This window comes from Pandoraea pneumonica, assembly GCF_049918595.1.
Taxonomy (GTDB): Bacteria; Pseudomonadota; Gammaproteobacteria; order Burkholderiales; family Burkholderiaceae; genus Pandoraea; species Pandoraea pneumonica_A.
Window position 1 is genome coordinate 85,281 of the sequence record NZ_JBNCRZ010000007.1, and the last position, 26,638, is coordinate 111,918.

The 26,638-nt window shown below is 61.5% G+C and carries 20 protein-coding genes and 2 tRNA genes; 12 read left to right on the forward strand and 10 right to left on the reverse strand.

The window, feature by feature from the left end; genetic code table 11:
• Positions 1-49 precede the first annotated feature (49 nt).
• Positions 50-775 (reverse strand): polysaccharide biosynthesis/export family protein, encoded by a 726-nt coding sequence (locus ACPWR9_RS23390; RefSeq protein WP_426301188.1) that lies wholly within the window; start codon positions 773-775, stop codon positions 50-52.
• A 359-nt stretch (positions 776-1,134) separates the two neighbouring features.
• Between ACPWR9_RS23390 and ACPWR9_RS23395 the strand changes: the two genes are divergently transcribed.
• From ACPWR9_RS23395 to ACPWR9_RS23405, 3 genes are read left to right on the forward strand one after another with little or no spacing between them, the layout of a single operon-like run.
• Positions 1,135-3,144 (forward strand): GumC family protein, encoded by a 2,010-nt coding sequence (locus ACPWR9_RS23395; protein ID WP_426301190.1) that lies wholly within the window; start codon positions 1,135-1,137, stop codon positions 3,142-3,144.
• Positions 3,145-3,174: 30 nt separating this feature from the next.
• Positions 3,175-4,146, forward strand: coding sequence for a DUF6492 family protein (locus ACPWR9_RS23400; RefSeq protein WP_426301192.1), 972 nt, complete (start codon positions 3,175-3,177; stop codon positions 4,144-4,146).
• Positions 4,147-4,151: 5 nt separating this feature from the next.
• Entirely contained in the window at positions 4,152-5,279 is a 1,128-nt protein-coding gene (locus tag ACPWR9_RS23405; protein ID WP_426301194.1) for an acyltransferase family protein, read from the forward strand.
• 13 nt (positions 5,280-5,292) lie between these two features.
• Here the strand turns inward: ACPWR9_RS23405 and ACPWR9_RS23410 are convergent, their stop codons facing one another.
• The 5 genes from ACPWR9_RS23410 to ACPWR9_RS23430 form a co-directional block, all read right to left on the reverse strand.
• Complete coding sequence (locus ACPWR9_RS23410; RefSeq protein ID WP_058376273.1) at positions 5,293-5,511, reverse strand: hypothetical protein; 219 nt, start codon at positions 5,509-5,511, stop codon at positions 5,293-5,295.
• A 247-nt stretch (positions 5,512-5,758) separates the two neighbouring features.
• Positions 5,759-6,391: a MotA/TolQ/ExbB proton channel family protein gene (locus ACPWR9_RS23415; RefSeq protein ID WP_426301196.1), complete on the reverse strand. Its 633-nt coding sequence runs from the start codon at positions 6,389-6,391 to the stop codon at positions 5,759-5,761.
• A gap of 48 nt (positions 6,392-6,439) precedes the next feature.
• Entirely contained in the window at positions 6,440-8,863 is a 2,424-nt protein-coding gene (locus tag ACPWR9_RS23420; RefSeq protein ID WP_426301198.1) for a TonB-dependent receptor, read from the reverse strand.
• Between the two features lie 132 nt (positions 8,864-8,995).
• On the reverse strand, positions 8,996-9,805 hold the full coding sequence (locus tag ACPWR9_RS23425; RefSeq protein WP_426301200.1) for a TonB family protein: 810 nt from the start codon (positions 9,803-9,805) through the stop codon (positions 8,996-8,998).
• Positions 9,802-10,215: an ExbD/TolR family protein gene (locus ACPWR9_RS23430; RefSeq protein WP_150682279.1), complete on the reverse strand. Its 414-nt coding sequence runs from the start codon at positions 10,213-10,215 to the stop codon at positions 9,802-9,804. The genes ACPWR9_RS23425 and ACPWR9_RS23430 overlap by 4 nt, the downstream gene beginning before the upstream one ends.
• A gap of 321 nt (positions 10,216-10,536) precedes the next feature.
• Here ACPWR9_RS23430 and ACPWR9_RS23435 point away from each other — a divergent pair, with 321 nt between their 5' ends.
• Complete coding sequence (locus ACPWR9_RS23435; protein WP_426301202.1) at positions 10,537-11,820, forward strand: phospholipase D-like domain-containing protein; 1,284 nt, start codon at positions 10,537-10,539, stop codon at positions 11,818-11,820.
• A 10-nt stretch (positions 11,821-11,830) separates the two neighbouring features.
• A complete protein-coding gene (locus tag ACPWR9_RS23440; protein WP_426301204.1) occupies positions 11,831-13,438 on the forward strand; it encodes an alkaline phosphatase D family protein in 1,608 nt (535 codons plus the stop codon).
• A gap of 136 nt (positions 13,439-13,574) precedes the next feature.
• Here ACPWR9_RS23440 and ACPWR9_RS23445 read toward each other — a convergent pair.
• The 3 genes from ACPWR9_RS23445 to ACPWR9_RS23455 form a co-directional block, all read right to left on the reverse strand.
• Positions 13,575-13,650: transfer RNA gene (locus ACPWR9_RS23445), tRNA-Glu, on the reverse strand.
• 17 nt (positions 13,651-13,667) lie between these two features.
• Positions 13,668-13,743 (reverse strand) — tRNA-Ala (locus tag ACPWR9_RS23450).
• A 16-nt stretch (positions 13,744-13,759) separates the two neighbouring features.
• The gene (locus ACPWR9_RS23455) at positions 13,760-15,709 is read right to left on the reverse strand and encodes a sigma-54-dependent Fis family transcriptional regulator (protein ID WP_426301206.1); all 1,950 of its coding nucleotides are present in this window, start codon (positions 15,707-15,709) and stop codon (positions 13,760-13,762) included.
• A 321-nt stretch (positions 15,710-16,030) separates the two neighbouring features.
• Here ACPWR9_RS23455 and exaC point away from each other — a divergent pair, with 321 nt between their 5' ends.
• The 6 genes from exaC to ACPWR9_RS23485 all read left to right on the forward strand — a co-directional run bounded on the left by exaC (position 16,031) and on the right by ACPWR9_RS23485 (position 23,766).
• Positions 16,031-17,551, forward strand: coding sequence for an acetaldehyde dehydrogenase ExaC (exaC, locus tag ACPWR9_RS23460; protein WP_426301208.1), 1,521 nt, complete (start codon positions 16,031-16,033; stop codon positions 17,549-17,551).
• A gap of 208 nt (positions 17,552-17,759) precedes the next feature.
• Positions 17,760-18,908, forward strand: a complete 1,149-nt coding sequence (yiaY, locus tag ACPWR9_RS23465) for an L-threonine dehydrogenase (RefSeq protein ID WP_426301210.1) — start codon at positions 17,760-17,762, stop codon at positions 18,906-18,908.
• Positions 18,909-19,539: 631 nt separating this feature from the next.
• Positions 19,540-21,183 (forward strand): flavin monoamine oxidase family protein, encoded by a 1,644-nt coding sequence (locus ACPWR9_RS23470; protein ID WP_426301212.1) that lies wholly within the window; start codon positions 19,540-19,542, stop codon positions 21,181-21,183.
• A gap of 88 nt (positions 21,184-21,271) precedes the next feature.
• Positions 21,272-21,658 (forward strand): c-type cytochrome, encoded by a 387-nt coding sequence (locus ACPWR9_RS23475; protein WP_426301214.1) that lies wholly within the window; start codon positions 21,272-21,274, stop codon positions 21,656-21,658.
• 136 nt (positions 21,659-21,794) lie between these two features.
• Entirely contained in the window at positions 21,795-22,283 is a 489-nt protein-coding gene (locus ACPWR9_RS23480; RefSeq protein ID WP_426301216.1) for a RidA family protein, read from the forward strand.
• A 412-nt stretch (positions 22,284-22,695) separates the two neighbouring features.
• Positions 22,696-23,766 (forward strand): porin, encoded by a 1,071-nt coding sequence (locus ACPWR9_RS23485; RefSeq protein ID WP_426301218.1) that lies wholly within the window; start codon positions 22,696-22,698, stop codon positions 23,764-23,766.
• A gap of 177 nt (positions 23,767-23,943) precedes the next feature.
• On the opposite strand, the gene ACPWR9_RS23490 is transcribed toward ACPWR9_RS23485, so the two are convergent.
• A complete protein-coding gene (locus tag ACPWR9_RS23490) occupies positions 23,944-25,347 on the reverse strand; it encodes an MFS transporter (protein ID WP_426301220.1) in 1,404 nt (467 codons plus the stop codon).
• Between the two features lie 356 nt (positions 25,348-25,703).
• On the opposite strand from ACPWR9_RS23490, the gene ACPWR9_RS23495 reads away from it, so the two are divergent.
• Positions 25,704-26,600, forward strand: a complete 897-nt coding sequence (locus tag ACPWR9_RS23495) for a protocatechuate 3,4-dioxygenase (protein ID WP_426301222.1) — start codon at positions 25,704-25,706, stop codon at positions 26,598-26,600.
• Positions 26,601-26,638: the final 38 nt, after the last annotated feature.

A 26,638-nucleotide genomic window follows, 5' to 3' on the forward strand; every position in this document is an offset into this window, starting at 1 on the left:
CATCCGGCCGCCGCAGAGGTCTGCGCCGGCCGGTCGACGGCGACGACGATCAGTACGGACGTGCGCCGTTGATGTCGTAGTTCACGTTCTTGTTGAACGGGATCGCCTTGTTGATGTACTGGTCGACCCAGAGATCCACTTCGGCGATGGACGACCGCGGCACGAAGATCGTGTCGTTGGAGACCAGCACGATGTCCTGTGCCGGGTCGCCTTGCTGCGTGAGCGCCTTCACGTCGATCGTTCGCAGCATCGGACGGCCGTCCGGGCTGCGGCGAATCAACACGATTTCGCCGGTGCGAGCCGTGTCGAGCAAACCTTGTGCGGTGATAACCGCTTGCATCACGCTCATCCCCGGCGTGAGGGCCAGTTCGCCCGGTTTGCCGACTTCACCGCCCACGAAGATGTGTCCGGCCGTCTGCGTCACGGCGACCAGCGCGTGCGCATTGGCGGTCATGCCACGTGTGGCCAGCGCGCGATCGACGGTCTCGCCGAACTGCGCCAGTGTCTGGCCCGCGGCCGGAAGGTTACCGGCGAACGGCATGGCGATGGTGCCATCGGGTGCCACGCGGCCTTTGTAGTTGAGCTCGATGTTGAACGGCAGGACGACCGAAATATCGTCACCCGGCAACAAGCGGTAGGGGGACGGCGGTGCATCGACCCAGGTCGCAAAATTGGTGGGCTGCTGGAATTTCGTGTCGACCCAGGTATGGGTGCAGGCGGTGAGCGTCATCAACGCCATCAGCGCTAAGGCGCGGGCCGGGCGGAACATGTTCATCGGAAATGATGGCAAGAAGCCGGGGTTGGTCGGTTTGGACCGTACTCTAGTGCACTTGAGCGTTCTCGCCAAGCACGAAGAAAGATTGTCGGATTTAGGGGAAAAAAGTCGCCGTTGGGAGACTTTAGGGGGACGATCTTCCGTAAGATATGCGCCTTGAAACCACACTTTGATGGCCCGGCAACGCTACCGCTACTCGCACCCTTATGGCAATTACGACCAGAACAAGGCCTGACCGGCACGCCGCTGTCGTCGATTTGACGATTCGGGACTATCTCAATACTTTTTTCTATTATCGAAAAATTGCGACGGCTGTTTTCCTGGGGATCGTCGCTCTCGGTATTTTGATAGCTCTCTTTGTGCCCATTCCGTACCGGGCACAGGCAACGCTGCTGGTGCTCAACGCGGGCTACTACGACCAAACCAACAACGCTAACGTAGGCGTGGCGCTTCAGCCACCGGTCGGCCAGTTGAACGGTGTGGAAGCACAAATTCTCTCCAGCCCGGAGCTGCACCGCGACGTGGTGCTCTCTAAACTCGGGCCGGGCGCCACCGAGCGCGACATCGACCGCGAGTTGCAAAGCTTCGAGCGCAAGCTGCACATCGAGCAGAACGACCTCGCCAACACCATCACGCTGACCTATTCGGACACCGATCCAAAGGCCGCAGCCGATGCCTTGGCGCGTTTGCTCGATAAGTACTTCCGTCAGCGTGCCTCGATCTTCACGCAAGGCCGCGTCGGCATGCTGGTGAGCCAGCGCGACGATGTGGGCAAGCAGCTCGACAAGGCCGACGCCGACCTGCTCGCGTTCCAGAAGAAGCATGGCATCGTCAAGATCGACGATCAGACGTCGCGCGCGGTGTTGCTCGAGAGCCAACTGGTGCAGCGTAAGCTCGAAACCGACGCCAAGCTGCTGGCGGACCGCAGCGAGCTCCAGTCGATGCAGGCATCGACCAAGGACGTGCGCTCGACCATCCCGATCTACACGGATGACTCGGAGTCCAGCAAAGCCCTCAACGGCATGCAGGTCACGTTGTCGGAGCTCGAAACCAAACGCGCCGACTTCGCTTCGCGCTATCTGCCCACGTCGCCGTTCGTGCAGAACCTCGACAAGCAGATTGCCGACATGCGCGCGAATATCGCGAGCCAGAAGCAGCAAATGATGACGGCCACGCGTCTGGGTCACAACAACTACTACGATGTCGTGCAAGAGCGCCTGTCTGTGCTCAACGCCAGCATTGCCGGTGGTCTCGCGCAACAGAAGGCGCTCGAAGAACAAATCAAGGACACGCGTACGAAGCTGCAAGGGTTGAGCGACGTTTCCAGCCAATTGAGCCAGTTGCAGGCACGCCGCGACATCCTCGCCGACAGCTTCAAGGAACGCTCGCGCCAAGTCGAACTGGCGCGCGTGCAGCAAGGTCAGGCCAGTCAGATCAACGGCACCAACGTGCGCGTGATTCAAGCGCCGTTCCCGCCGTCGCAGCGTAGCGTCGCGGCGAGTCTGTTGATTGCAGCGTCGATTGCGGCAGGTCTGCTGATCTCAGCGCTGACGGTCTTGATCCTCGCTAGCCTGCGCGAAACGTTCCTGAGCCCGGAACAAGTCGAGCGCGCCCTGCTGCTGCCGGTGGTCAATGCGCCGGTCATGCTCGGCGCTGAGCGCCGTGCAGGGGCGACCACAGCCGCCGCCGCAAGCGCCGCCGAACCAGCGCTCAGCCGCCCGGCCTATATGGCCTATGGCCGCATGATCGCGGCGATCAACAGCAGCACCGACGCGCACGCCAAGGTCGTCATGGTGCTGGCGACAGGCAAGAACGATGGCCAAGCGTCGGTCATTCAAGGACTGGCGGTCGAACTGGAACACCGCTCGACCAAACCGATCGTTATTCTCGACATCGCCTCGACGCCCGACGCACCGCTCTACGGCAAGCCCAATGCGCAAGGCCTGCTCGCGTGGCCCGGCAGTGCCGGCAGCAGTAGCGGCACCGCAAGCGCCGAGGCGATCGGCAACGCCGGCGAACTCGGTACGCTGGCGTTTGCCCGCGTGGAAGGCCACAACATCGTTGTGGCGCAACCGCGCAGCGGCGCGATTCCGTCGTCGTGGCAGCAGGTCACCCAGCTCTTCGACGCGCTGCGTCAGTCGCACGACTACATCGTCGTGCACGCCCCGCCGTCGAGCCAGTCGTTCACCGGCATCGAAAACGCGTCGCTCGCCGATGCCACGGTGCTTGTGGTCCGTGCCGAAGCCACCCGCAAGCCGGTGATCGCTGGCCTGAAGTCGCAAGTCGAAGACGCAGGCGGTCATTTGATCGGCGTGGCGTTGACGCACCGCCGAGGGTATATTCCGGCTTCCATCTATCGCTTCTTCTAGCCGGCGGCCCGGCCTCCGATACCGACCACCATGCAACAAATCAGCGCGATCCTGCCGATCAAGACCCGGGGACGTCACTACGCCGACAACATCGGCCGTTGTGACATCCTGTTTTCGTCGTTGCGACATTTCACGACGCCGGATCTGTTTCATAAATTCGTGATCATCGTGCCGCACGACGAGGTCGACGAAGTCAAGGGGTACGCCAAAGCGTGGTCGGATTTCCCCATCGAGGTCATCGACGAGTCGCTGTACATGGGCGCGTTCGCGGAGTTCTCGCAGCGCCACCAGATCCGCAACTGGCATCGCCAGCAGATCATCAAGATCAATGCGCCGGAGTGGATCGAGACCGAGTATTTCCTGATCTTCGATCCGGATTGCTTCGCGACGCATGCGTTCAATTTCAATTCGCTCGTCGTCGACGGCCGCGCCGTGACACACCTCAAGTCGCGCAACGTCGAGCCCTACTACTGGGAAGCGTCGGCCAAGCTACTCGACGTCGATCCACATCTGACGCGCGACGGTGTCTGGTGGACGCCCGCGACGCTCTCGCGCACGCTTTGCCTGTCGCTGCAAAAGCGGTTGGAGGCTGTGAACGGCACCGATTGGAAGCGCGTGCTGCTCGCGAACTACGCCATCGACTGGACGGAATACACGCTGTATTGGCTCAACGCCGAGAATGAGGGCTTGCTCGAGCGTTATCACACGCAGGCTGTGCCGCCGCAGCGCACCTTGCACGCCGACGAGAGCGTGTGGTTTGCCGACAAAATGCAGGAATGGGACGCCGCGCATTATTTCGCGCCGGAGAGCGACGGCCTGTTCGCGGTCGTGCAAAGCAACACGCAGATTCCGCTCGATCAGGTGGTTGCCAAGCTCTCGCCCTACTTCCCGATTACCATTCAGCCTTACGAGCGCCACATCGATCCGGTGCTCAAGGGCGCCGAGCTGTACTCCGCCGTAGTACGGCGCGGACTGAAGATGTTGAAAAAGCTGCGAGGCTAAGGTTGATGGGCAGTAGCAAGAACAAGCTGGTCGGCATCGAGATTCTGCGATTTGTCAGTGCGTTTGCGGTGTTGATCTGGCATTACCAGCACTTTTTCTTTTCCCCGGCCAGCGCCTCGATCGATGTGGTGCGCAGCACGGAGCCGCTCTACGCGCTGCTGCACCCGTTCTACGACTTCGGATGGCTCGGGGTCAACGTCTTCTGGACGATCTCCGGCTTCATCTTCTTCAATCGGTATCTCGACAGAATCGTCGAGCGCACCGTGTCCGGCGGCCTGTTCTTCCTGAACCGCTTCTCGCGACTGTATCCGCTGCACATCGTCACGCTGGTCGCCGTCGCCTTGTTGCAGGCGTACTACGTGCGCGAGAACCACGCGTTCTTCGTCTACCCGTACAACACGCCGTACGATTTCTTCGTCAACGTGATCTTCGCCTCCGGGTGGCTCACGCCATACACCGATTCGTTTAACGGGCCGGTCTGGAGCGTATCGACGGAAATCGTCATCTACGTGGCGTTCTTCCTGCTCGCCCGGTTCTGCCGTATCGGGCTGATCGCCACCTTACTGATCATGTGCCTGAGTGCCGCCGCAGGCGGTTGGCTCATCCACCACCAGATCAAAGGCAGCGAGTCGAACATTGTCTTCTGCGCGTTCTATTTCTTTATGGGCGGCGCCGTCCACCTGATCTACCAGCGCTTGCGGCACGTGATCGAGCAACGACGCGTCGCGACGGTCGTGTTGTGCTGCGCGGTGTATGTGGGTTTGATCGGGTTTTGCGCCGTCTTCGGTGGCACGAAGTATCTGGCGGCTACCGTCATTGCGCCGGTATCGATCGTGCTGTTGCAGGTCATCGACCCATGGATTCCGGACTGGCTGGCGGCGCCAGTCGTTCATCTGGGCAACACGACGTACTCAAGCTATCTGATCCACTTCCCGCTGCAACTGACCACGGTGTTGGTGTTGCAGCAGTGGGGCATTGCCAGCGCGTCAGTCGCCGTGCACGCGTGGTTTCTGGCTGCGTATCTGATCGTGGTCTTCGTGCTGGCGCATCTGGTCTATCGCGGCTTCGAAGCGCCAGCGCAGAACCTTATCCGGCGTCGGATGGCGTGGCTGGCTAAGCGCGCACCGGCCTAGCCGTTCAGTACATTCAATGATGGTGGTGATGCGACCACAACGGGTCCATCGAGTCGACGAACGACGCCACGGCCGCCTTGTCGCCGGTCGCATGGCGCATCAACTGACCGCATTTGCACCAGCCCTGATACGGCGTGATGTGCGAGCACGCGGAAGTCTTCTGCAAATACAGCGTGACGGGCTTTGCACACTTGGTGCACTTGAACTTCAGAGTGAGGGCGAGTTTGCTCATGATGAATTCACGACGCCGCGCGTCGCGTGGGCCGCAATGAAGCCGCCGAAAGCGTAAAAACCGTCATTGTACCGGCAGCGCCGCGCGCTCGCTGGTTCGCTCCCGCAACGAAAAAAGCCCCGCTTGGGTGCCGTGACCGGCATCCATACGGGGCCTAAAAAGCGCACAACCTGATTCGGTGAAGCCGATTTGACCCGGCCTCACCGCTTATCCACGTAATTTATTCGCGTAATTTATCCGCGTGAAATCACGCTTGCCGCTGCAACCGCACCACCTTGTCTTCTTGCGAGCCCGGCGCAATGCCGGCACGCAGGAGCAAGATCTTCAGGTGATCGCCGATACGCTCGATGCGATCGTTGAAGTGGTTGAGGAACACGAGCACGAACAACGCCGTCGAGATACCGAGTGCGGTGGCGTACAGCGCCGTCCCGATACCCGCCGACACGCCCTTGGCATCCGAAATCCCCGACGCGGCGAGCGACGAGAACGTATCGATAATGCCGAGAATCGTACCGAGCAGACCGATCAGCGGTGCCGCCGTCACGATCGTGTCGAGCATCCACAGACGCTGCTTGAGCTTGGACTTCATCGCGAGATACAGCGCAGCGGAGAGCTGCTCCATGTCTTCGCGCGAGTGAGCGTCGGCACGCGCCTTGGCCAGTGCACGCAGCGCGTCGGCCGGCACACTGTCATTGCTCTCGAGATGTTGCGTGAGATCGTCGAGCGTACGGCCTTCGCCGAGCAGCATCGCGTCAAGCTCACGAGCATGTTTGTTCGTGTAGCGATAGAAAATCAGACGTTCGATGCTGATGAACAACGCCACGACCAGGCACGCGTACATCAGGAAAAACGACAGATCATGTAGCACCTGAGTGTTCATACGAAGGTTCCTCTTTCAAATTCGTGAGTGCGAAGGCAGCGGCTCGCCTCACTGGAAGTCGGCGGACAGCGACACAGACAGCAGTCGCGGAGCGCCCAGGTAGTAATAAACCGTGCCGCTACCGCCGCCGACTTGCACGCTCGACGGGTTGCGGTACTGGCGATTGAACAAGTTGCTCACGTTCACGCGAACCGTCGGGTTCTTGAAGAAGAACGTGTTGCCGAAGCGGTAGCCCGCATCCAGATCGACCGTGGTGTACGACGGTGCGACTTCGTCGTTCATGAGCGTGGCGTACTGACGCGCCGTGAACTTCGTTTGCGCACGCACGTACCACTTCGGTTGCGCGTACTGAATCGACAGACCCAGCAGCCACGACGGATCGAGCGGGTAATCCTTGCCCGAGGTCTGCATCGTGGTCGTGGCCGACGTGCGCAGGTTGTCGAGCTGGCGGCTATGGTTGTTCGTCACCGAGAAGTACGCCGACCAGCCGTGGAACGGCACCGTGCCGAACTCCAACTGGAAGCCGTAGTTACGCACGCGACCGGCGTTCGTGTAGACCGAGTTGTTCAGGTTCGGGTCGTACGCGGTGGCTTGACGGTTCTTGTAGTCCACATAGAACAGCGAGCCCGAGAACACACCCAAGCCGCTTTCGTTGCGGTAGCCGAGGTCGTACACGTTCGACGTTTCAGCCTGCACGTTGCCCGTCACGGTCGCCTGACCGTTCACGAACGTCACGTTGCCGTTGGTCGGCGAGAACGCGAAGTTCGGCGGCGCGCGGAAGTTCTTTGCGTAGCTACCGTAGACCTGATTCGCGTCGTCGATCGAATAACGCAAACCGGCTTGCGGCAGGAACGCGTTGTAGTCCTTCACCACGTTGTACGTCGTGCCCGAGTTGCTGCCCTCGTTGGCGAAGTTCGTGAAGTCGCGGCGCACGTGCGGCGTGCGGAAGCCAGCCGTCAGGTTGAGCTTGTCGGCGAGCATCGAGATCGAGTCGGCGGCAAAGAACTGCCACGACGTCGACACCGTCTTCCAGTTACGCGACTGATACGGCTGACCCGTCGGGCCGGTGATCTGGTTGTCTTGCAGCCAGATATCGCTGGCGGTGCCGTCGGCATTCACGAGCACGGCCGGGCCGGTCTGACGGTGCACAGCACGCTCGAACCACACACCGGCTTGGATCTGGTGGTTGCCGAGTTGCTGCGTCACGGTCGTGGTGATACCCGGGCGGTCGGTACGCGTCACGCTGCTGTTCGCCACGATGATCTTGTCGAGCGTATCGCCGTCGCCGTTCAGGTCCTTGCCCAAGCCGGTCTTGCCGGTGGCCGGGTTCAGGAAGCCCGTTTCCGAGAGCACGTATTGCTGCGTGCCGCCCGTGCCGAAGCCATACCAGTAGTACGGCTGAATCTTCACCTGCGTGGTCGGCGTCAGACGGAACACACCGGTGACCGACGCGATGACGTTCTCGAACGGGTTCTGTGCGAGCTTGTAGTACGCCGGGCTTTGCGAGGCTTCGTTCTGTGCCGTGCCCTTGCCCGGGGGCAGGTGACCCACGAACTGCGACGCGTAATCGCCGTAGTAACCGTTCTGGTTCAGTTGCGCCAGTGACGGGTTGTAGATGTTGTTGTTGATCGCACGGTTGTAGTTCAACGTACCCGTGACGTAGTTTTCCTTGTTGATGTCGAGGCGGAAACCGAAGTCGACGTGATCGCGCTTGGCCTTGCCCTCGCCCTTCCACTTATCGATCTCGGCGTGCGAGTACGACACGAAGAGCTTGGCCATGTCGTTGGCGAAGCGACCCGAGTCCAGACGCACGAACGAGTTCGTGAGGTTCAGGCCACCGACCGTTTGCGAGATGCGCACACGCTTCTGGTCTTCCGGTTCACACGTCACGATGCTGACGTTACCGCCGGTCGAACCGACGTGGGGTGCGTCGAGATCGGTGGCGCCTTGCGTGACCGACATACCGCAGGTGTTCGAGTTATCGAGGAATTCCTGCGGATACACGGCGAAGCTGCCCGAGTCGTTGACCGGCACGCCGTTGATCGTGAAGCCGATCTGGTCGGAGTTGAAGCCGCGAATCGACAGGCCGCCACCGAACAGACCCGAGGCGTCGTAGCTGTACGTCGACACGCCCGGCAGCAGGCCAATCGACTGGAACACGTTGCCGGTGGCACGTTCCTTTTCGATTTCGGCGCGCGTGACCGTGCTGCGGGTCTTCGGTTCGTCTTCGCGAACCATCAGGCCCGTGCCGAGGTTGTCACCGTCGCCGGTGATCGTCACCGTGCCGATGTTCGACGTGGTGCTGGCGGATGCTGCCGGGGCCGCTGCCGGCGCTGCGGTCGTATCGGTGCTTGGGGTGCTTTGCGCGTGTGCGACGCCAGCCTGAAGCAGCAGCACGTGAACAGCGATCATGGACAGACGCAATGCGGGATGCTTGAACGGCTTTCGGGCCGTTGTAGGTAGATCGTTCATCTCGGTCTATTCGTTATGGTTACGGGTGCCTGGATTGCTGCGGCAGAGCGCCGCCGCGGTGTAATCCACGTGGCATGAAGCCGCGTGGTCAGCGTGTGTGCAACGGGACTGCTGTGTTGCCTGGGTCGCTCCTTAGCTATTGCCCGGGAGCTGGTAATCGAGCTTCATGCAGAACCGGTGCTGCCCTTGGCCTGCGAAATGCGTGTCCTGAAATGCCGGGTACGTGGTGCCCTCGACGAGTCGCGTGGCCGTGTTGTCGAGCAGCAGCGAGCCCGAGCTGTTGGTCACGTTGACGTCTTTCACCTTGCCGCCGCGATCGAGCATCACGCACAACTCGACAGCGCCCGTGGGCTTCTCGATCATGGCTTGACGGCTCGTCGGATATTTCTTGCGCGACTCCACCAGCGCGCGCAGCGAGCGCTCGTATTCACGGTCGGGGTCGCCCTTGCTCGGTGCGGCCGCCTTCTGCACGGGCTTCGCATCCGACGTCGGCGCGGCACTCGACGTGTTCGTGGCCGTGTTTGCTGTCGGTGCGGCGTTCGACGTCGCGGGTGCGCTATCGGCGACAGGCTGTGGCGAAGGTGTCGGCGCGGGTGTCGGTTGCGGCGTGGGCTGCGGCGTAGGACGCGGTTGCGGCTGAGGCTGCGGTTTGGGTTCGGGTTTCGGTTCTGGCTTCGGCTCGGGTTTGGGCTGCGGCTTCGGTTCAGGCTTGGGCTGCGGAAGCGGCTCCGCTTTGGGCTGCGGTTGCGGCTCGGGCGGCGGCGGTGCGAGGTCGATCTCGGTGAGCACCTCGGCCTGCTTTTCGCCCGGCGGCGGCGTCATCGCATGGAAGCGCGGGCCTACCGTGGCGGCGAGTGCGAGCAACAGCGTCAGCCCGCCCGCCACCCAATCGCGGCGGCGATAGACGGGCGTGGGCATCCAGAAGGCGTTCATTGCACTCATGACGACTTGGCTCGCGTAGCGATCGAGATCTTGCTGATCGATGCGGCCTTCAACGCGTCCATGACGTCGATCACACGTTGCATCAACGTGCCTTCATCGGTCTTGAGCGTGACTTGTGCCTTCTCGACGTCGCCAGCTTTCTCCTTCACGCGTGCGCCGAGCGCTTCGAGCGTGGTGTCGACGCCGTCGACTTGCAGTGCACCGTCGCGAGTAATCGTCACGACGACAGGTTTCTCTGGGTTGACTTGGGCTGCGCTCGACGATTGCGGCAGCGTGGTCGACAGGCCGCGCGACGGAATCACGTTGATGCTGAGCAGCACGAAGAACACGAGCAGGAACATCATCACGTCGATCATCGGAATGATCTCGATGCGCGCGTGCCGTTTGGGGGGATCTTCGAAGTGAATCATGGCGACGTCCGGAAAAAAGAACCCCGATTATTTTGGACGTCGATGAAATTTGCGTGACGAAACGGAACAATGACAATACGAAATCGGTCGAGCGTTGCGTTTACCCCGTCATCGCAAAATATATTTCTCGCGTGTAATAAAGTTTAACAATTGAGGAATATCCTGCCGTGTAAACCACAGGAAGCCAGTGCATTCCACGTTGCGAAAACCGCTTGAAACAAGGTGTTTTCGCAAGCTGTCGCACGACGGCAACGCGCTCACATATGTTTCTGCATATGTTAGGTATACGATGCCATCGCGAAACTGTCACACAAGACTTCCGTGAAACAACGTCACTCCGCACACAACATCGACACGTCATTCGAGGAAGTCATGCGTCACAAGTTTGCTGCGCTCGTGCTTGCGTTGAGCGCAATTGCACCGTTGGCACCGCTAAGTGCTGCGCCCGCCCCGTTCACCATTCCCGGCTTTGAGCTCGTTCACACCGCACCCGTCGGCGCCGGTGCCGACAGCGACGATCTGCGCGACTCCGTTACCGTCTGGGACGACATGTTCGATCACGCAAAGACGTCGATCGACTTCGGCCAGTTCTATGTCTCCGGCGAGCGCGGCAGTCGAATGGACTCGGTGCTCGATCATCTCGAAGCGGCGGGCAAGCGCGGCGTGAAGATTCGTTTTCTGATGGAAGCCAAGGGCGAGCGCATGTCGGACGAGCCGACGCTCACGCGCCTGAAGCAGATTCCGAACCTTGATTTCCGCATCCTCGACTTTTCGAAAGTCGGCGGCGGCATCATTCACGCGAAGTACTTCATCGTGGATCGTCGTGAAGGCTTTGTCGGCAGTCAGAACTTCGACTGGCGCGCGCTCGAACACATCGACGAGACCGGCGTGCGCGTGAGCGAGCCGAAGATCGTCGCGCAGATGCAAGGTATCTTCGAACAGGATTGGCAGGCGCAAGCCGCGCTGGCCAGCGGCGGTCAACCGACGGTGCGCAATCGCGACGTCGTTGCGGCCGATCTCGCACAGTCGTCGTTCCTCGTGGCGAGCCCGAACGCTTACAACCCGCCGGGTGTCGGCGATTCGCAAACGGCATTGCCTGCGCTGATCGGTCAAGCCAAACAGACCGTGCAGATTCAGTTGATGGATTACGCGCCGTTGTCCTACGCCGAGAAAGGTAAGCGCCCCTACTACGGCGTGATCGACACCGCACTGCGCACGGCGGCTGCACGCGGCGTAAAGGTGCAGTTGCTGATTTCGAACTGGAACCTCAAGCGCCCGGACGTCGCGTATCTGAAGAGCCTGGCGCTGGTGCCCAACGTTGAACTGCGCGTAGTGACGGTACCGCCCGCCTCGACCGGCTTCATCCCGTATGCCCGCGTCGTGCATAGCAAGACGATGGTCATCGACGGCGAACTCGCGTGGGTGGGCACGAGCAATTGGACGGGCGGCTATTTCGACAACTCGCGCAATCTGGAAGTGGTGATGCGCGACGCGAAGATGGCACAGCGCATTGCGCAGTTGCAACGCACGTGGTGGAATTCGCCGAACACTGCGCCGATCGATGTGTCGCGCGATTATCCGGTGCCGCATCCGGGCACGCCGTGAGTTGCCAAGCATGAAGCTGTCAGACGTCGCCGGACCTGACCACACGCGCCGCACCTTGCTCAAGGGCGCTGGTGCGCTCGTGGTCGTGCCACTGCTCAGTCCGTTCTCTCGTGCGCTTGCGGCGAATGCGAGCGACCCGTTCACGCTGGGGGTGGCCTCCGGCGACCCCGCCGCTGACGGCTTCGTGCTATGGACGCGCCTCGCGCCCTCGCCCATTTCGCCCGACGGTTTGGGCGGCATGGCCGGTATGCCCGCACAGGTGCCGGTGCAGTGGGAGATTGCCAGCGACGAGACCATGCGCAACGTGGTGCAACGGGGCGTGGCTTATGCGCCCGCGGTGTTCGCCTACAGCGTGCATGTGGAGGTGAGTGGGTTAGCGCCGCATCGTCCCTACTGGTATCGCTTCACCGCGATGGGAGCGCAGAGCCCTGTTGGGCGCGCCGTTACGGCACCGCTCGCCAATGCGCCGGTGGATCGACTGCGCTTCTCGTTCGCGTCGTGTTCGCATTGGGAGTTGGGATACTTCAGCGCCTATCGTCATATGGCGCAGGAGAACCCGGATCTCGTCATCTTCCTTGGCGACTACATCTACGAGTATTCGAACGATCAGAAGAAGAAGGATGCCAAGCCGATCGTGCGTGCGCACGATGGTCCGGATGCGAAGACACTGGTCGGCTATCGCAATCGTTACGCGTTGTACCGCACCGATCCCGATCTGCAAATGCTGCACGCAGCGGCGCCGAGTCTGATGACGTGGGACGATCACGAAGTTGAAAACGACTATGCCAACGCGTGGTCGCAGAAGGTCAACGTTTCGGCGACTGATTTTCTGAAGCGTCGCGCCGCGGCCTATCAGGCGTATTACGAGCACATGCCGTTGCGTGCGATGTCGATGCCTCGCGGCCCCGATATGCGCATCTACGATCGCATCGGGTACGGCGCATTGGTTGACTTCCATGTGCTCGACGGTCGGCAGTACCGCACGCCGCAGCCGTGCGCGTTGCCGAACAATCGTGGCGGCCACGTCGTGCTCGACAGTTGCACCGAGCGTACGGAAGCGCGCCGCACGATGCTGGGTTTTGAACAGGAAGCGTGGCTCGCCGACGGGTTCAAACAATCGCGAGCGCAGTGGAACGTGATCGCACAGGACCTGCTTTTCGTGCCGCTCACGCAGAAGGATCGCAAGACCGGCGTGGTCGGCCATTGGACGGACGGCTGGGACGGTTACCCAGCTACACGTGAGCGCATGTTGGACGCGATGGCGCAAGCACGTCCGAACAACCCGGTGCTTATCGGCGGTGATATTCACTCGTACTGGACGAACGACGTGCATGCGAACGAGCGCCCTGACTCGCCGGTGATTGCCACGGAATTCGTCGGTACGTCGATCACGGCGAATCCGCCGCCGTACGAGGCATTTGCCGAGATGCTGCCGGAGAATCCGCACGTAAAGTACTTCGAGAGTCGGCATCGCGGGTATGTGTCGGTCGATGTAACGCCGCAGCAGATGCAGACACGCTTTCAGGTGATCTCGGACCGCGCGGACAAACAAGCGACGGTGTCGACGCTCAAGCAATTCGTGGTGGAGTCGGGCGTGCCGGGGGCGAAGGTGGTTTGAACGCGTCGCGATACCGCAGGACGCGTAAACGCAAAAGGCCGGATGTCGTTGAAGACATCCGGCCTTTTTTGTGCGATTCGTCGCATTTGACGCCGACGCGATATCGATGTTGTGCTGCCACATCGATACCGTTAGATGGCGTCCCCTAGGGGATTCGAACCCCTGTACTCACCGTGAAAGGGTGATGTCCTAGGCCTCTAGACGAAGGGGACAAAAACAGTCATTCGGTTGGTGGAGGTAAGCGGGATCGAACCGCTGACCTCTTGCATGCCATGCAAGCGCTCTCCCAGCTGAGCTATACCCCCGCGCGAAGAGGCGTGACTATAGCGTGTTTGGCGACGTCGGGCAACTGGTTTTGACGGGGTCACGCAGCAAACCAAACCGCTTCAACTTCCGATACAGCGTATTTCGGCTCACGCCGAGCTTGCGCGCCGCGGCGCTCACTTGGCCCTGACAGGCATCGAGGGTCTCGCGTAGTGCTTGCCGTTCGGCGGCTTCGAGAGGGGCCTCGGGAGGCACGTCGCACTCGATGGCTTTCGCTTCACGCACTTCGACGGGCAAGTCATCCAACGTGATAACGCCGTCTTCGCTTAGCGCCACGAGCGTGCGTATCACGCTGCGCATCTGACGCACATTGCCGGGCCACGCGAAGGCGCAGAGCGCTTCGCGGGCAGCGTCGGTGACCACCACGCTGCCGCCCACCTGCGCTTGCTCAAGCAAGCGTTGTATCAAGTCGACTTTATCGTCACGCTCGCGCAGCGGCGGCACCACCACTTCCAACCCGCTCAGACGATAGAACAAGTCCTCACGGAACTGTCGCTCGGCAATGCGCTGCTCCAGATGCTGATGCGTCGCACTCAGCACGCGAATATCGAGCACCACCGGCTCGCCACCGCCCAGCGGCGATACGGCGCGGTCCTCCAGCACACGCAACAAGCGCGTCTGCATCGCGAACGGCATATCGCCGATTTCATCGAGGAACAGCGTGCCGCCGTTGGCCTGCCAAAGCTTGCCGCTCATGCCCTCTTTGCGTGCGCCCGTGAAGCTGCCGCCGACGTAGCCGAACAACTCGCTCTCGATCAACGCCTCGGGAATCGCCGCGCAATTCAGCGCGACGAACGGGCCATTCGCTCGCGCACTCGCCGCGTGCACCGCTCGTGCGAAAACCTCTTTCCCGCTGCCGGTTTCGCCACGAATCAACACCGGCACGTCATGTGAAAAGACACGGCACGCTCGGGAGAATTCACGCGCAAGATGCGCATCGACAAACGGTACGACCGGGGACGCCAAGCGCTTCACCGGTGCTGCCGGAACACGCGCTGTCGCACGAGCCGCACGCGCAGGAGCGCGCAACATCGCCAGCAACGGCTCGCCTGCGAGCGTGCGAATCGGCCAACAGGTCTGCGGCTGCGGATGTGCCCGATCAAGCAGTGCATCAAGCGTTTGGGAAAACCATCGGTCGATGCGCGTGCCGACGATGTCTTCACGCGCGACGCCCAGCCGATTCAGCGCGCTCTGATTGGCGGCTAGCACTCGGCCGCTATCGTCGAAGGCAAGCAATGCCTGCGCGAAGCCACCCAAGTGGTCGGCTTGCTCCTGCAATTGCAGCAACCATTCGTCGCAGTAGTGCTGAAAAAAGTACTCGCTCTCGACGACCTTCGCACTGAGATTTACGAGCGCCAGCGTGTGGAACTGGCTTTGCCTTGTGACGTCGGCACTCGTCGACGAGACGTCGATCACCGCAAGCAATTCGCCCTGCGGCGCAAAGACCGGGCTGGCCGTGCACGTGAGCGGCGTGTGCAACGCGCGGAAATGATCCTGCTGGCAGATGATGATCGGCGCGCGCTCGACCACGCATGTGCCGATACCATTCGTGCCCTCGCACGCCTCGCTCCAGTCGGCACCGGGGCGCAAGCCTGCGCGCAGGAAGTCGTCGCGCGTGCCGTCATGCAATTGGCAATCGACGATCACACCTTCGGGGTCGGTCAGTAACACCGCCTGACGTGGATTCATCAACTGGCGTTGCAAGCGATCGAGCACATGCGACGACACGCGCCGCAGTTGCTCCATCGCGTTGCGCCGCTCGCTCAATTGCGACGATCCGATGACATGAGGCGCCATGTGAGCGCCCGGGTCGAGGTCGTGCGTGTCGAGACAGCGCCGCCACGAACTGGCGATGTTCGGGTCCGTCGCAGCAGCGACGGCTGGCAGATGACCTTGTACGACATTCAGCACACGTTGTGCGTGCGCCGATTCTGTATTGGCTGGCATTGGTTGTCTCCCCCGTGCCGGATGACCTGAAGTCGTCCCCGAAGCATGTCGCAAGCGACAGGCGATTGCAATGAGGGATGTCAATCGCACGGCCCGCACGATCATCCCTATCGGCAGCGCAATGCCGGTAGGTGGGGTGACAAGTGAGTGTCCCGCCGTCGAGACAGGGTGTGACAACGGTGTCACGGATCCGGCACACCGCATCGCACCCCGGGCGCGGCCAATGCCCGTACGGCAACGATCTGCCCGGCTGGCCCGCGACTTGCTTACGGACGTTCGTGGCCCCGACGCCACCGACACGACAATATTCGGAGACACAACATGCGTTACGCCCCGCCCGGCACCGCTGGTGCCCTGCTGACTTTGCAGTCTCGCTACGAAAACTACATCGGCGGCAAGTTCGTCCCGCCCGTGGAAGGCCGCTACTTCACCAACACGTCGCCGGTGACTGGCGGCGTCATCGGCGAGTTTCCGCGCTCCAGCGGCGCCGATATCGAGCTCGCGCTCGACGCTGCCCACGCAGCCGCCGCCAAGTGGGGGAAAACGTCCGTGCAGGCGCGCTCGCGCATTCTGCTGCAAATTGCCGACCGGCTCGAAGCCAATCTCGAAAAGTTTGCTGTCGCCGAAACGTGGGACAACGGCAAGCCCGTGCGCGAGACGCTCGCCGCCGACATGCCGCTGGCCGTCGATCATTTCCGGTATTTCGCCGGATGCATTCGCGCGCAGGAAGGCACCAGCGCCGAGATCGACGAGCACACGGCGGCCTATCACTTTCACGAACCGTTAGGCGTGGTCGGACAAATCATTCCGTGGAATTTCCCGCTGCTGATGGCCGCGTGGAAGCTCGCGCCCGCGCTCGCTGCGGGCAACTGCGTCGTACTCAAACCGGCCGAGCAAACGCCACTGACGATCACGCTGTTCGCCGAGCTGATCGGCGACCTGCTGCCGCCGGGTGTGCTCAATATCGTGCAGGGCTTCGGGAAAGAAGCGGGCGAGGCGCTGGCCTCCAGCCGACGCATCGCCAAGATCGCCTTCACCGGATCGACGCCGGTCGGCGGGCACATTCTGTCGCGCGCTGCCGCGAATCTGATTCCGAGCACGGTCGAGCTGGGCGGTAAGTCGCCGAACATCTTCTTCGACGACATCATGCGCGGCGAGGCGGAATTCATCGAGAAGGCCGCAGAAGGACTCGTGCTGGGCTTCTTGAATCAAGGGGAGGTCTGCACCTGCCCGTCGCGTGCGCTCGTTCAGGAATCGATTTACGAGCCGTTTATGGAGGTCGTGATGGCCAAGGTCGCACGCATCAAGCGCGGCGATCCGCTCGACACCGATACGGCCGTCGGCGCGCAGGCGTCGGAGCAGCAATTCGACAAGATCCTGACGTATCTGGACCTGGCCCGTAAGGAAGGGGCGACAGTGCTGACCGGCGGCGGTATCGAGATGCTCGAAGGGCCACTCGCGTCGGGGTTCTATATTCAGCCGACGCTGCTCAAGGGCGAGAACCGCATGCGGGTGTTTCAGGAGGAAATCTTCGGGCCGGTGGTGGGCATCACTACGTTCAAGGATGAAGCCGAAGCGCTTGCCATCGCCAACGACACCGAGTTCGGTCTGGGCGCAGGCGTGTGGACACGCGACATCAATCGCGCCTATCGCATGGGCCGCGCGATTCAGGCCGGGCGTGTGTGGACGAACTGCTACCACCTCTATCCCGCACACGCAGCGTTCGGCGGCTACAAGAAGTCGGGGATCGGTCGCGAGACCCACAAGATGATGCTCGATCACTACCAGCAGACGAAGAATCTGCTGGTGAGTTACGACATCCACCCGCTGGGGTTCTTCTGAACGCGATTTGAAGCGTCACTCGACATCTTCAACGTTTGTGCCGTTGTTTGCCGCAGATCAAAGACGCGTCTGGCCCGTAGGCAGATGCTGTCTCTAATGCCTGCGAAAGATCCTGGACACCCTCTGTGACGACGCGACCGGCATTGTTAATTTGCCGGCCGCGTGGTTGTGGTGCTCCCCCCACAGAACAGATAAAAGGAGCATGACCATGAGCACGACTTTCTTCATCCCCGCCGTCAACATGATGGGCATCGGCAGCCTCGACGAAGCGATTGCCGCCCTGCCCCAATACCATTTCCGCCGCGCACTGATCGTGACCGATGCTGGACTCGCAAAAGCGGGTGTCGCCGCGAAGGTGGCGAAGCTGCTCACGCAGCAAGACATTCAGTCGGTGGTTTTCGACGGCGCCATACCCAACCCGACCGTCTCGAACGTCGAAGCCGGTCTCGCACTGCTCAAGCAGAACCAATGCGACTTCGTGATCTCGCTAGGCGGCGGCTCGCCGCACGATTGCGCGAAGGGTATTGCGCTGTGTGCGTCCAACGGCGGCAAGATCGCCGATTACGAGGGCGTGGACCGCTCAGCCAAACCGCAGTTGCCGCTCATCGCGATCAACACCACAGCAGGCACCGCGAGTGAAATGACGCGGTTTTGCATCATCACGGATGAAACACGTCACGTGAAGATGGCGATTGTCGATCGCAACGTCACGCCGCTGCTGTCGGTGAACGATCCCGCGCTGATGGCCGCGATGCCGAAGGGACTCACCGCCGCGACAGGTATGGATGCGCTAACGCACGCCACCGAAGCGTATGTCTCGACGGCCGCAACGCCAATCACCGACGCGTGCGCGCTCAAGGCCGTGACGCTGATCTCTGAGAACCTGCGTCGCGCGGTGTCGCATGGCGACGACATGACGGCGCGCGAAAACATGGCGTATGCGCAGTTCCTCGCGGGGATGGCATTCAACAACGCGTCGCTCGGCTACGTGCATGCGATGGCGCACCAGTTGGGCGGGTTCTACGATCTGCCGCACGGTGTGTGTAACGCGATTCTGTTGCCGCACGTCGAAGAGTTCAACGCAAGCGTGAGTGCTGCACGTCTGAAAGACATTGCGCACGCCATGGGCGAAAAGGTCGATGGGTTGAGCGATGCAGAAGGCGCGAAGGTAGCGATTGCCGCGATCCGAAAGTTGTCGAAGGACATCGGCATCCCTGCCGGGCTAACAGAGTTGGGCGCGAAGAAGGAAGATATTCCGACGCTGGCCGCAAACGCCATGCAAGATGCCTGCGGCTTCACCAACCCGCGACGCGCAGAGCAAGCAGAGATTGAGGAAATTTTTGCGCGGGCGTTTTAACGATTTGCGCTTGCACGGCGACGCCGTGTCTTGATGCCGTCGTGCCGTTCAGCGGTTTCGCTGGGCGGCACGATCGGCGCACCCGGAACCACTGAATCTCTCCCGCCTTCGCTGCCCTTGCCGCCCCCATTGCGGTGCGCGGCCTTCTCTCGCAAGTCACCCTACGCACGCTAAGTACTAACGCTAATATTCCAATCCATAACACGCATATAGTATGGTCGTTATGGTGGCTGGCGAACCTAGTACAACAGGCAAGCAAGCATACCCGATTCCCCTGAGCAGGATTGGCTCCGCAGTGCAGCGCCGGCGTGATTCACAGTCGACCGGCCGCATTCCCCCCGGAGCACGCAGTCGGCCGGCTCGGCGGGTGACGTTTCACGAGAAGATAAGAACCCGGCGTTACGACGGCGCAAGACCGTCGGGCTCGCCCCGGAATTCGCGCTTAAGGAGACATCATGCGGTCCTCTGGCCACTCGCCCTGAGCCTTCTCACTATCCCCCTTTTTGTTCGCTGAGGCGCGGTATGCGCTTGCTGGTTGCGCTCGTCCGTAAGGTCGTGGCGCGCCCTCGCACATCAGGCGCACGGCGTTGCCATTCGCGACAGGTTGCATCATCCAAGAGTGAGGAGAGTCATGTCAGACGCGCAACAAACCACGGGTAAGTCGTTCGGTTCGATGGATTCGATCGCAGGGGCAGGCGTACAGGGAGGCGGAAGCTCGCTGCGACGCCGCGATTTCCTGATGCGCACGCTAGCGATCGGCGGCAGTGGCCTCATGCTGGCCACCATGAAAGCATGGGGTGTCGATCTTGCTTCGGTACGGACGTCGCCGCCGCGATTGTCCGGCAGCGGACGCGGCAAGCGCGTCGTCATTCTCGGCGCGGGCCTGGCCGGTATGACTGCCGCCTACGAGCTCTCGAAGCTGGGCTATCAGTGCGAGATCATCGAAGCCCGTGGCTTTGCCGGGGGTCGCTGTCAGACCGCACGGCGAGGCTTCGAGTTGACCGAGCTGGGCGGCGAGCGTCAGGTCTGCAATTTCGACGAGGGTCAGTACATCAACCACGGCCCGTGGCGTATTCCGTTCTGCCAGCAATCCACGCTGCACTACACGCGCGAATTCGGCGTGGCGCTCGAACTGTTCAACAACGACAACGATGCGGCCTACGTCTACAAGGAAAACATCGACGGTCCGCTGGCCGGCAAGCGCCTGCGTCAGTTCGAGATCAAGGCGGACATGCGCGGCTACACCGACGAGCTCTTCGCCAAAACGCTGCGCGCAGGCAAGCTCAACGATCAGATCAGCGAAGGCGACAAGGCGCTGCTGCTCGACTACCTCGTGCATGAAGGCTATCTGAACAAGAAAGACCTCGACTACAAGGGCACGTCGGCGCGTGGCTACAAGACGTACCCCGGCGTGCAGGCCGGTGAGCTGACCGACCCGCTGCAATTCGGCGATCTGCTCAAGTCGAAGCTCGGCAACATCTACCGCTCCGCCAACGACATCGAACAGCAAAAGACGATGCTCCAAGCAGTGGGCGGCATGGATCATGTGGCGAAGGCTTTCGAAGCCCGCACGAAGAAGATGATTCGCTACAACACCGAGGTCGTGAGCCTGCGCAATTCCGATAGCGGTGTGGAGTTGCAGTGTAAAGACACGCGCACCGGTGCCGCTCGCACCGTCAAGGGCGACTTCTGTCTGTGCACGATCCCGTTGTCGGTGCTCAAACAAATCGATACCGACTTCTCCGATGGCTTCAAAGACGCCATGCAGGTCGCCTACGAGCCGGTCGGCAAGCTCGGCGTACAGATGAAGCGCCGCTTCTGGGAAGAAGATCACTTCATCTACGGCGGTCACATCCAGACCGATATCAAGGGCGCCACGCTGATCTCGCTGCCGTCGACCAATTGGCAGGGCAAGAAAGGCACGCTGCTGTCCTATTACAACTTCGGCGCGACGGCTGCGCAGATCAGTGCGATGTCCCAGAAGGAACGCACGGAGTTCGGTCTGGCAGCGGGCGAGAAGGTCTTCCCGGGGCAGTACCGCGACTCGGCCGAATCGTCGTTCTCGGTGGCCTGGCATCGCGTGAAGTACAACCTCGGCGGCTGGGCCGACTGGAGCGAAGCGGGACGCCGCACCGCTTATCCGCGTCTGCTCAAGGGCGAAGGCCGCACGTTGCTGGCCGGTGAACACATGAGCCATCTGAATGGCTGGCAGGCAGGTGCCATCGAGTCGGCCTGGTATCAGATCGAGCAGTTGCATGCGCGCTTGAGTGCTTGAGCGCAACGCAATGCAATGCAATGCAACAGCAGCAAAGCTTCAGAAGCAAAGTCAGTCGCAGTCAGAAGAAAAGTACAGGAGTGAGGCAATGAAAAAGTTGTGGTCGATCGCGTTGTTCGGTTTGGTGGCGGGTGTTTCTCACGCGCAGACACCGTCGGGCAAGACCCTCTTCGGTAACAACTGCGCAGCGTGCCACCAGGCAGGCGGCCAAGGCATCCCCGGCGCGTTTCCCGCACTCAAGGGCGACAAGTTCGTGCTGGGCGACCCCACCAAGGTCGTCGAGACCGTGATCGGTGGACGCGGTGGCATGCCGACGTTCAATTCGTCGCTCAACGATGCGCAGATCGCTTCGGTGGTTAGCTTCATTCGCGGCGAATGGGGCAATAACGCAGCGCCGGTGTCGGTCGAGCAGGTCGCAGCCGTGCGCAAGACCGTCGCGGCGAAAGAAGCGGAAGGCGGCAGCAAGGGCAACTGATGCCCGCCGACGTGCCGCGCTCTCGCGTGGCACGTCGGGCGCAGCTAGCAGGAACGACAGTCACGCGTCGGGAATTCCGGCGCGCGTGGGGACGCGCGCGCCATCAATTCAATAACTTTCAGGAACCCATATGACGATGTCAACGAAAGGATGGTGGAGCGTCGCAGCCCTGAGCGCTGCCATGCTGTTCGCGCACGCGGCCGGTGCGCAGGAAGTCGTGCGCCATCTGCCGAAAACACCCGGACCGCTCGCGCTCGCCGTCGAGGTGCCGGCGGGCGCCTCCACCGTGTATCTGAGCGGTCAGGTGCCCGAGAAACTCGAGAGCGGTGGGTATGGCAACACCGAGCAGCAGACGGTGAGTGTGCTCAAGCGGATTCAGGCGCTGCTCGCCACCATGAATCTCGGCATGAAAGACGTTGTGAAGATGCAGGTGTTCCTCGTGGGAGACCCCGCGAAGAACAACGTGATGGACTTCGGCGGCTTCATGAACGGTTACTACCAGTTCTTCGACAAGAACGGTCCGAACCTGCCTGCGCGCTCCGTGCTGCAAGCGGCGCGTCTGGTCGATCCGGGCTGGATGGTGGAAATCGAAGTGATCGCGGTGAAACCGGTCGGCGCAAAGTAAGGCGACAAGAATCAGGAAATTTGGAAGTTCGGGAAATTGCGACGCTCCGGACAGGGAGCGTCGCGCCTCCGGACCACTTTAACGGCGTGTGCAACGCTTGCCATTCGGGAGGGTACTACGACGGAAAGCATACATCAAAATAATTAGGTATACAAATTAATAGTCGTGGCAAAGGAGACCGCCGGCGGTCATTTCGCCGGGTGGATTGGGTATCGTCATTGTCCGAGTTTTGCTTCGCCAAAGCTTTGGAGGCCGGCGAGGTAGAGGTGTGTGTAAATTCTCATGGCAATTAATTAGTTATACGAAATATATTGCCGATAGATGCACGAACCGATGACAGTGACGAATGCCGCGACGGTGCTACTATGGCCAGCCGCTTGCAGGGCGGTTGGCGCATTGGGGAAGGCATTAAATGAAAAAGTGGGCATTTCCTCTGGCCGCCGGGGCGTTGATCGCCTCGCCGGCGTTCGCGCAATCGAGCGTGACGATGTTCGGCGTGGCGGATGCGAGCCTTCGCTATCTGTCGGGCGCGACCACTGACAACAAGAGCAGTTTTGCGCTCACCGACGGCGCCATCTCGCAAAGCCGTTGGGGCATCTATGGCAAGGAAGACCTCGGTCAGGGCATGAAGGCGCTCTTCATGCTCGAGGGCGGCTATCACCTGAACAACGGCACGTCGCAACGCAGCGGCAAAATCTTCAACCGCAAAGCCTATGTCGGCCTCGAAGGCGACTACGGCAAGCTCACCATCGGCACGCAGGACAACCCGACTTGGGAACTGCTGATCGACGGCTGGGACCCGCTCACGGTGGGCAACTACGACCAGAACGAGTGGATGCCCGTCGTGTTCGGCACCAACGGCCCGAACGGCGGCAACAACGCGGTCAAGTACACGAAGCGGTATCAGGACATTCAGGTCGGCCTGGAGTACATCGTCGGTGGTGTGCCCGGCAGCACGTCGCGCAATTCGGGCTACGTCATCTCGGTGGCGTACATGGGCAAGCCGTTCGGCGTTGCTGCGAACGTGTTGCAAAACCGGGATATCCAGGCCAACACCCAGATGGTCTACAACCTGGACCTCAAGTACGAATGGGGTCCGGCGACGTTCACGCTCGGTTACTACAACAGTAACGACAAGACCGGCTTCGTCGACGGCTTCCTCTCGGGACGCGGTGTGACTGGCGGCCCGAATCCGCGTAAGGACAATGCGTTCTTCGCCGGTGTGGCGTATCAGGTGTCGAAACCGCTTACGCTGACCGCCGCCGTGTACTACGACCGTGCGTCCAACGTGAACGGTGTGACCGGAGACGCAGGCGACGGATCGCGCGAGACCTACGTGCTGCTGGCGGAGTACGGCTTCTCACGCCGCACTACGCTCTACGGCACGGTGGACTACAGCGTCGGTCACGGCGCGCAACGGGCCGAGTTTCCGAACGGCCACGACCAGACCGGCGTCGGTATCGGCTTGCGGCATCGCTTCTGATTCGCAACCCCTGAAGGCTTCATGCGTCGTACCCCTTAACCACCGCGATCGTTGCGGTGGTTTTTTTATGGACGGAAGGCGACCGGTGTGATCGATGCCGATCGGCGCAGACAAAAAAATACGCGCCGTCGCATGAAAGCGAACGGCGCGTAGGTTGCCGGGATACCGGCGGATGCGTTACTCGAAATTGCGGCGACGGACTTGCGCGGCGACCAGCGCGTACATGATGCCGGCGATCGCCGTACAACCGCAGAACGTCGTGACGATGGCGTACCCCATCGCCATCGGGCCGCTAAAGAACAGATGCGAGATCGTGGCGGCGACCGTCGGTCCCAGTGCGAGACCGAGCAGGTTTTGCACGAGGAAGAAAAGCGACGAGAGCTTGCCCATCATGCGCCCCGGCGTGATCTGCGCCATCGTGGCCCCGGCGGACGACGGGATCGGGCTGGCGAAGAACGTGTGGCACACGTACAGCACCACGGCCAACAAGTGGTTATCCGTAAAGGCAAGGCAGAACGTGGCCAGACAGGAAAGGAACGTCGACACCATCGCCACTTCGAGTGGCGCCGCGCGGCGCCCACGGCGCGACAGTCTGTCCATCACTGCACCGAGCAGCACCAGACCCGCAGGGACCGACACCATCATCAGTGGCCCGAGCATGCGGCCGATGCTCGGCAGCGGCAATTGCCACGCGCGGGCGATCACCGTCGGCAACCAGGCGTTAAAACCCGAGATCGCCATGGCGTATAGCGTCGCAGCCGTCCACAGCGGTACATACAGACGCCACTCGCTGCGCATGAAGCGCAGGGCATCGCGATAACCCGCAACGTCAGCGGGTTGTTGCTTCGTCGCGCGCTTCGGCTCGCGCAGCGTCAACATCAGCAGCGCAAGTGGAATGCCCAACAACCCCGGCACGACAATCACGAACTGCCACGGCCGGAGCGAACCGAGAATCGGCCAGTGCGCCACGTCCCCGCTCTGCGACAGGCTAAGCAGCGTGCCGCCGACGAACAGCGAGAAACCCACCCCCAGCATCGGCCCCATGTGATAAATGCCGAACGCACGGCCGCGTCGGTCCGGCGGGAACGTGTCGCGAATCATCGAATAAGCGGCGGGTTGCAAGGCGCCCTCCCCGATGCCGATGCCCGTGCGTCCCAGAAAGAGCTGAACGTAGTTCGACGCAAAGCCACACAGCACCGTCATCGACGACCAGACGAACACTGCCCAGCCGATGATGCCGCGACGGCTGAACCGGTCCGCCAGATACCCGGCAGGAATGCTGAAGGTGCTGTACAGCACCACGAACGAGAGCCCGAGCAACAGGCTCATCTGGAAGTCGCTCACACCCAGCTCCTGTTTGAGCGGGCCAACGACGAGCGAGAGCGACGAACGATCGATGAACGACAGCACGAAGATGGCGGTGAGCACGATCAGCATGTACCAGTCGCGCAGGCCAACGCGGCGTGTAGCGCTGCCGGAAGTCTGTGCGTTCGATGCTGCGGATGGCGCCGACGGTATGGCGTGCGCGGAATCTTGCGGGGGCGCGTTCGCCGGGCTGGCGTCCATCGCGGATTGAGTCATGTCTGCCTCCAATATCGTTATCGTAATGAGTGTTGCGCACGACTTGCGGCGCGCGAACGGGCGCTAGCTAGCCCGCTCTACGACGCGGCATAACACGCATACTATATGCCTGTTATGACCAGTGTCAAACACGACGAAAAAATAAGTGAGGGGCGTTGACAACCCAAATGCAACCCGCCTATTCTTCGACAAAACACGCATACAGTAATACAAAACAAGGAGGCGCACGGATGGCACGGATCGTATTCGCGATGGGGTGTTCACATGGGCCGATGCTCGCGACCCCGCCCGAGATGTGGCACTTACGCGCGGGGGCGGATCGCAAAAATGCACAGCATTGGTTTCGGGGCGAGTCCATGCCTTACGACGCGCTGCTCGCCGCGCGCGCCGATGCGTCGCCGAGCTTCGCGTTGGCTATCGAGCCCGATGCCAAACAGGCGCGCTTCGATGCTTGTCAGCGCGCGCTCGACACGCTGGCGGACCGATTCGCCACTGCGCGCCCCGATGTGGTGATTCTGCTGGGGAACGATCAGCGCGAAGTCTTCAAGGAAGATCTCACGCCGTCGATTACCGTCTATGCCGGTGAACGTATCGAAAACATTCCGCTGACCGAAGCGCAAGTCGAACGTCTGCCCCCGGGGGTTGCTATCGCGGAAGCGGGCCACTGCCCGCCGCAAGGGGCGACGTACCCCGGCTCGCCGGGTGTGGCCGATGCGCTCATCCGGTCGCTATGCGATGCGCACTTCGATGTCGCGCGCTCGGTGCGTCTGCCGGGGGGCGAGGATCGCCAGCACGGCATTCCGCATGCCTTCGGATTTCTCTACCGGCGCATCATGCGTGACCAGCCCCCACCGAGCGTGCCGATCTTCTTGAATGTTGGCGTCGCACCCAACCAACCGCGCGCGGCCAGGTGTCTAGCGTTCGGTCACGCGTTGCGCGCCGCCATCTCGCGTTTGCCCAGCGACATGCGCGTAGCGGTACTCGCGTCCGGCGGTATGACCCACTTCGTTATCGACGAAGCGCTCGACTGGCGCGTGTTGAATGCTTTCGCCGCACGTGACGAAGCCGCGTTAGCCGACATTCCCGAGTCGTATTTCAACGGCAATACCGCGGAAATCAAGAGCTGGTACCCACTGGCCGCTGCGATGCACGACATCGACTGGCACATGACGCTCGTCGACTACGTGCCGTGCTATCGCACGGAAGCGGGGACGGGCAACGCGATGGCGTTCGCCTACTGGGCGCCCGCCTGATGCACGTCGCGTCGCTTTCGTCCCCACGCTCGATCCCG

What these genes read in the sequence shown, in the direction of transcription:
- ACPWR9_RS23430 (WP_150682279.1), bottom strand. Translation starts at nt 10,215, where the DNA reads ATGATTCACTTCGAAGATCCCCCCAAACGGCACGCGCGCATCGAGATC.
- ACPWR9_RS23400 (WP_426301192.1), top strand. Translation starts at nt 3,175, where the DNA reads ATGCAACAAATCAGCGCGATCCTGCCGATCAAGACCCGGGGACGTCAC.
- ACPWR9_RS23420 (WP_426301198.1), bottom strand. Translation starts at nt 8,863, where the DNA reads ATGAACGATCTACCTACAACGGCCCGAAAGCCGTTCAAGCATCCCGCA.
- ACPWR9_RS23495 (WP_426301222.1), top strand. Translation starts at nt 25,704, where the DNA reads ATGCCTTACGACGCGCTGCTCGCCGCGCGCGCCGATGCGTCGCCGAGC.
- ACPWR9_RS23490 (WP_426301220.1), bottom strand. Translation starts at nt 25,347, where the DNA reads ATGACTCAATCCGCGATGGACGCCAGCCCGGCGAACGCGCCCCCGCAA.
- ACPWR9_RS23480 (WP_426301216.1), top strand. Translation starts at nt 21,795, where the DNA reads ATGTCAACGAAAGGATGGTGGAGCGTCGCAGCCCTGAGCGCTGCCATG.
- ACPWR9_RS23415 (WP_426301196.1), bottom strand. Translation starts at nt 6,391, where the DNA reads ATGAACACTCAGGTGCTACATGATCTGTCGTTTTTCCTGATGTACGCG.
- ACPWR9_RS23455 (WP_426301206.1), bottom strand. Translation starts at nt 15,709, where the DNA reads ATGCCAGCCAATACAGAATCGGCGCACGCACAACGTGTGCTGAATGTC.
- ACPWR9_RS23475 (WP_426301214.1), top strand. Translation starts at nt 21,272, where the DNA reads ATGAAAAAGTTGTGGTCGATCGCGTTGTTCGGTTTGGTGGCGGGTGTT.
- ACPWR9_RS23470 (WP_426301212.1), top strand. Translation starts at nt 19,540, where the DNA reads ATGTCAGACGCGCAACAAACCACGGGTAAGTCGTTCGGTTCGATGGAT.
- ACPWR9_RS23425 (WP_426301200.1), bottom strand. Translation starts at nt 9,805, where the DNA reads ATGAGTGCAATGAACGCCTTCTGGATGCCCACGCCCGTCTATCGCCGC.
- ACPWR9_RS23440 (WP_426301204.1), top strand. Translation starts at nt 11,831, where the DNA reads ATGAAGCTGTCAGACGTCGCCGGACCTGACCACACGCGCCGCACCTTG.
- ACPWR9_RS23405 (WP_426301194.1), top strand. Translation starts at nt 4,152, where the DNA reads ATGGGCAGTAGCAAGAACAAGCTGGTCGGCATCGAGATTCTGCGATTT.
- exaC (WP_426301208.1), top strand. Translation starts at nt 16,031, where the DNA reads ATGCGTTACGCCCCGCCCGGCACCGCTGGTGCCCTGCTGACTTTGCAG.
- ACPWR9_RS23485 (WP_426301218.1), top strand. Translation starts at nt 22,696, where the DNA reads ATGAAAAAGTGGGCATTTCCTCTGGCCGCCGGGGCGTTGATCGCCTCG.
- ACPWR9_RS23410 (WP_058376273.1), bottom strand. Translation starts at nt 5,511, where the DNA reads ATGAGCAAACTCGCCCTCACTCTGAAGTTCAAGTGCACCAAGTGTGCA.
- ACPWR9_RS23390 (WP_426301188.1), bottom strand. Translation starts at nt 775, where the DNA reads ATGAACATGTTCCGCCCGGCCCGCGCCTTAGCGCTGATGGCGTTGATG.
- yiaY (WP_426301210.1), top strand. Translation starts at nt 17,760, where the DNA reads ATGAGCACGACTTTCTTCATCCCCGCCGTCAACATGATGGGCATCGGC.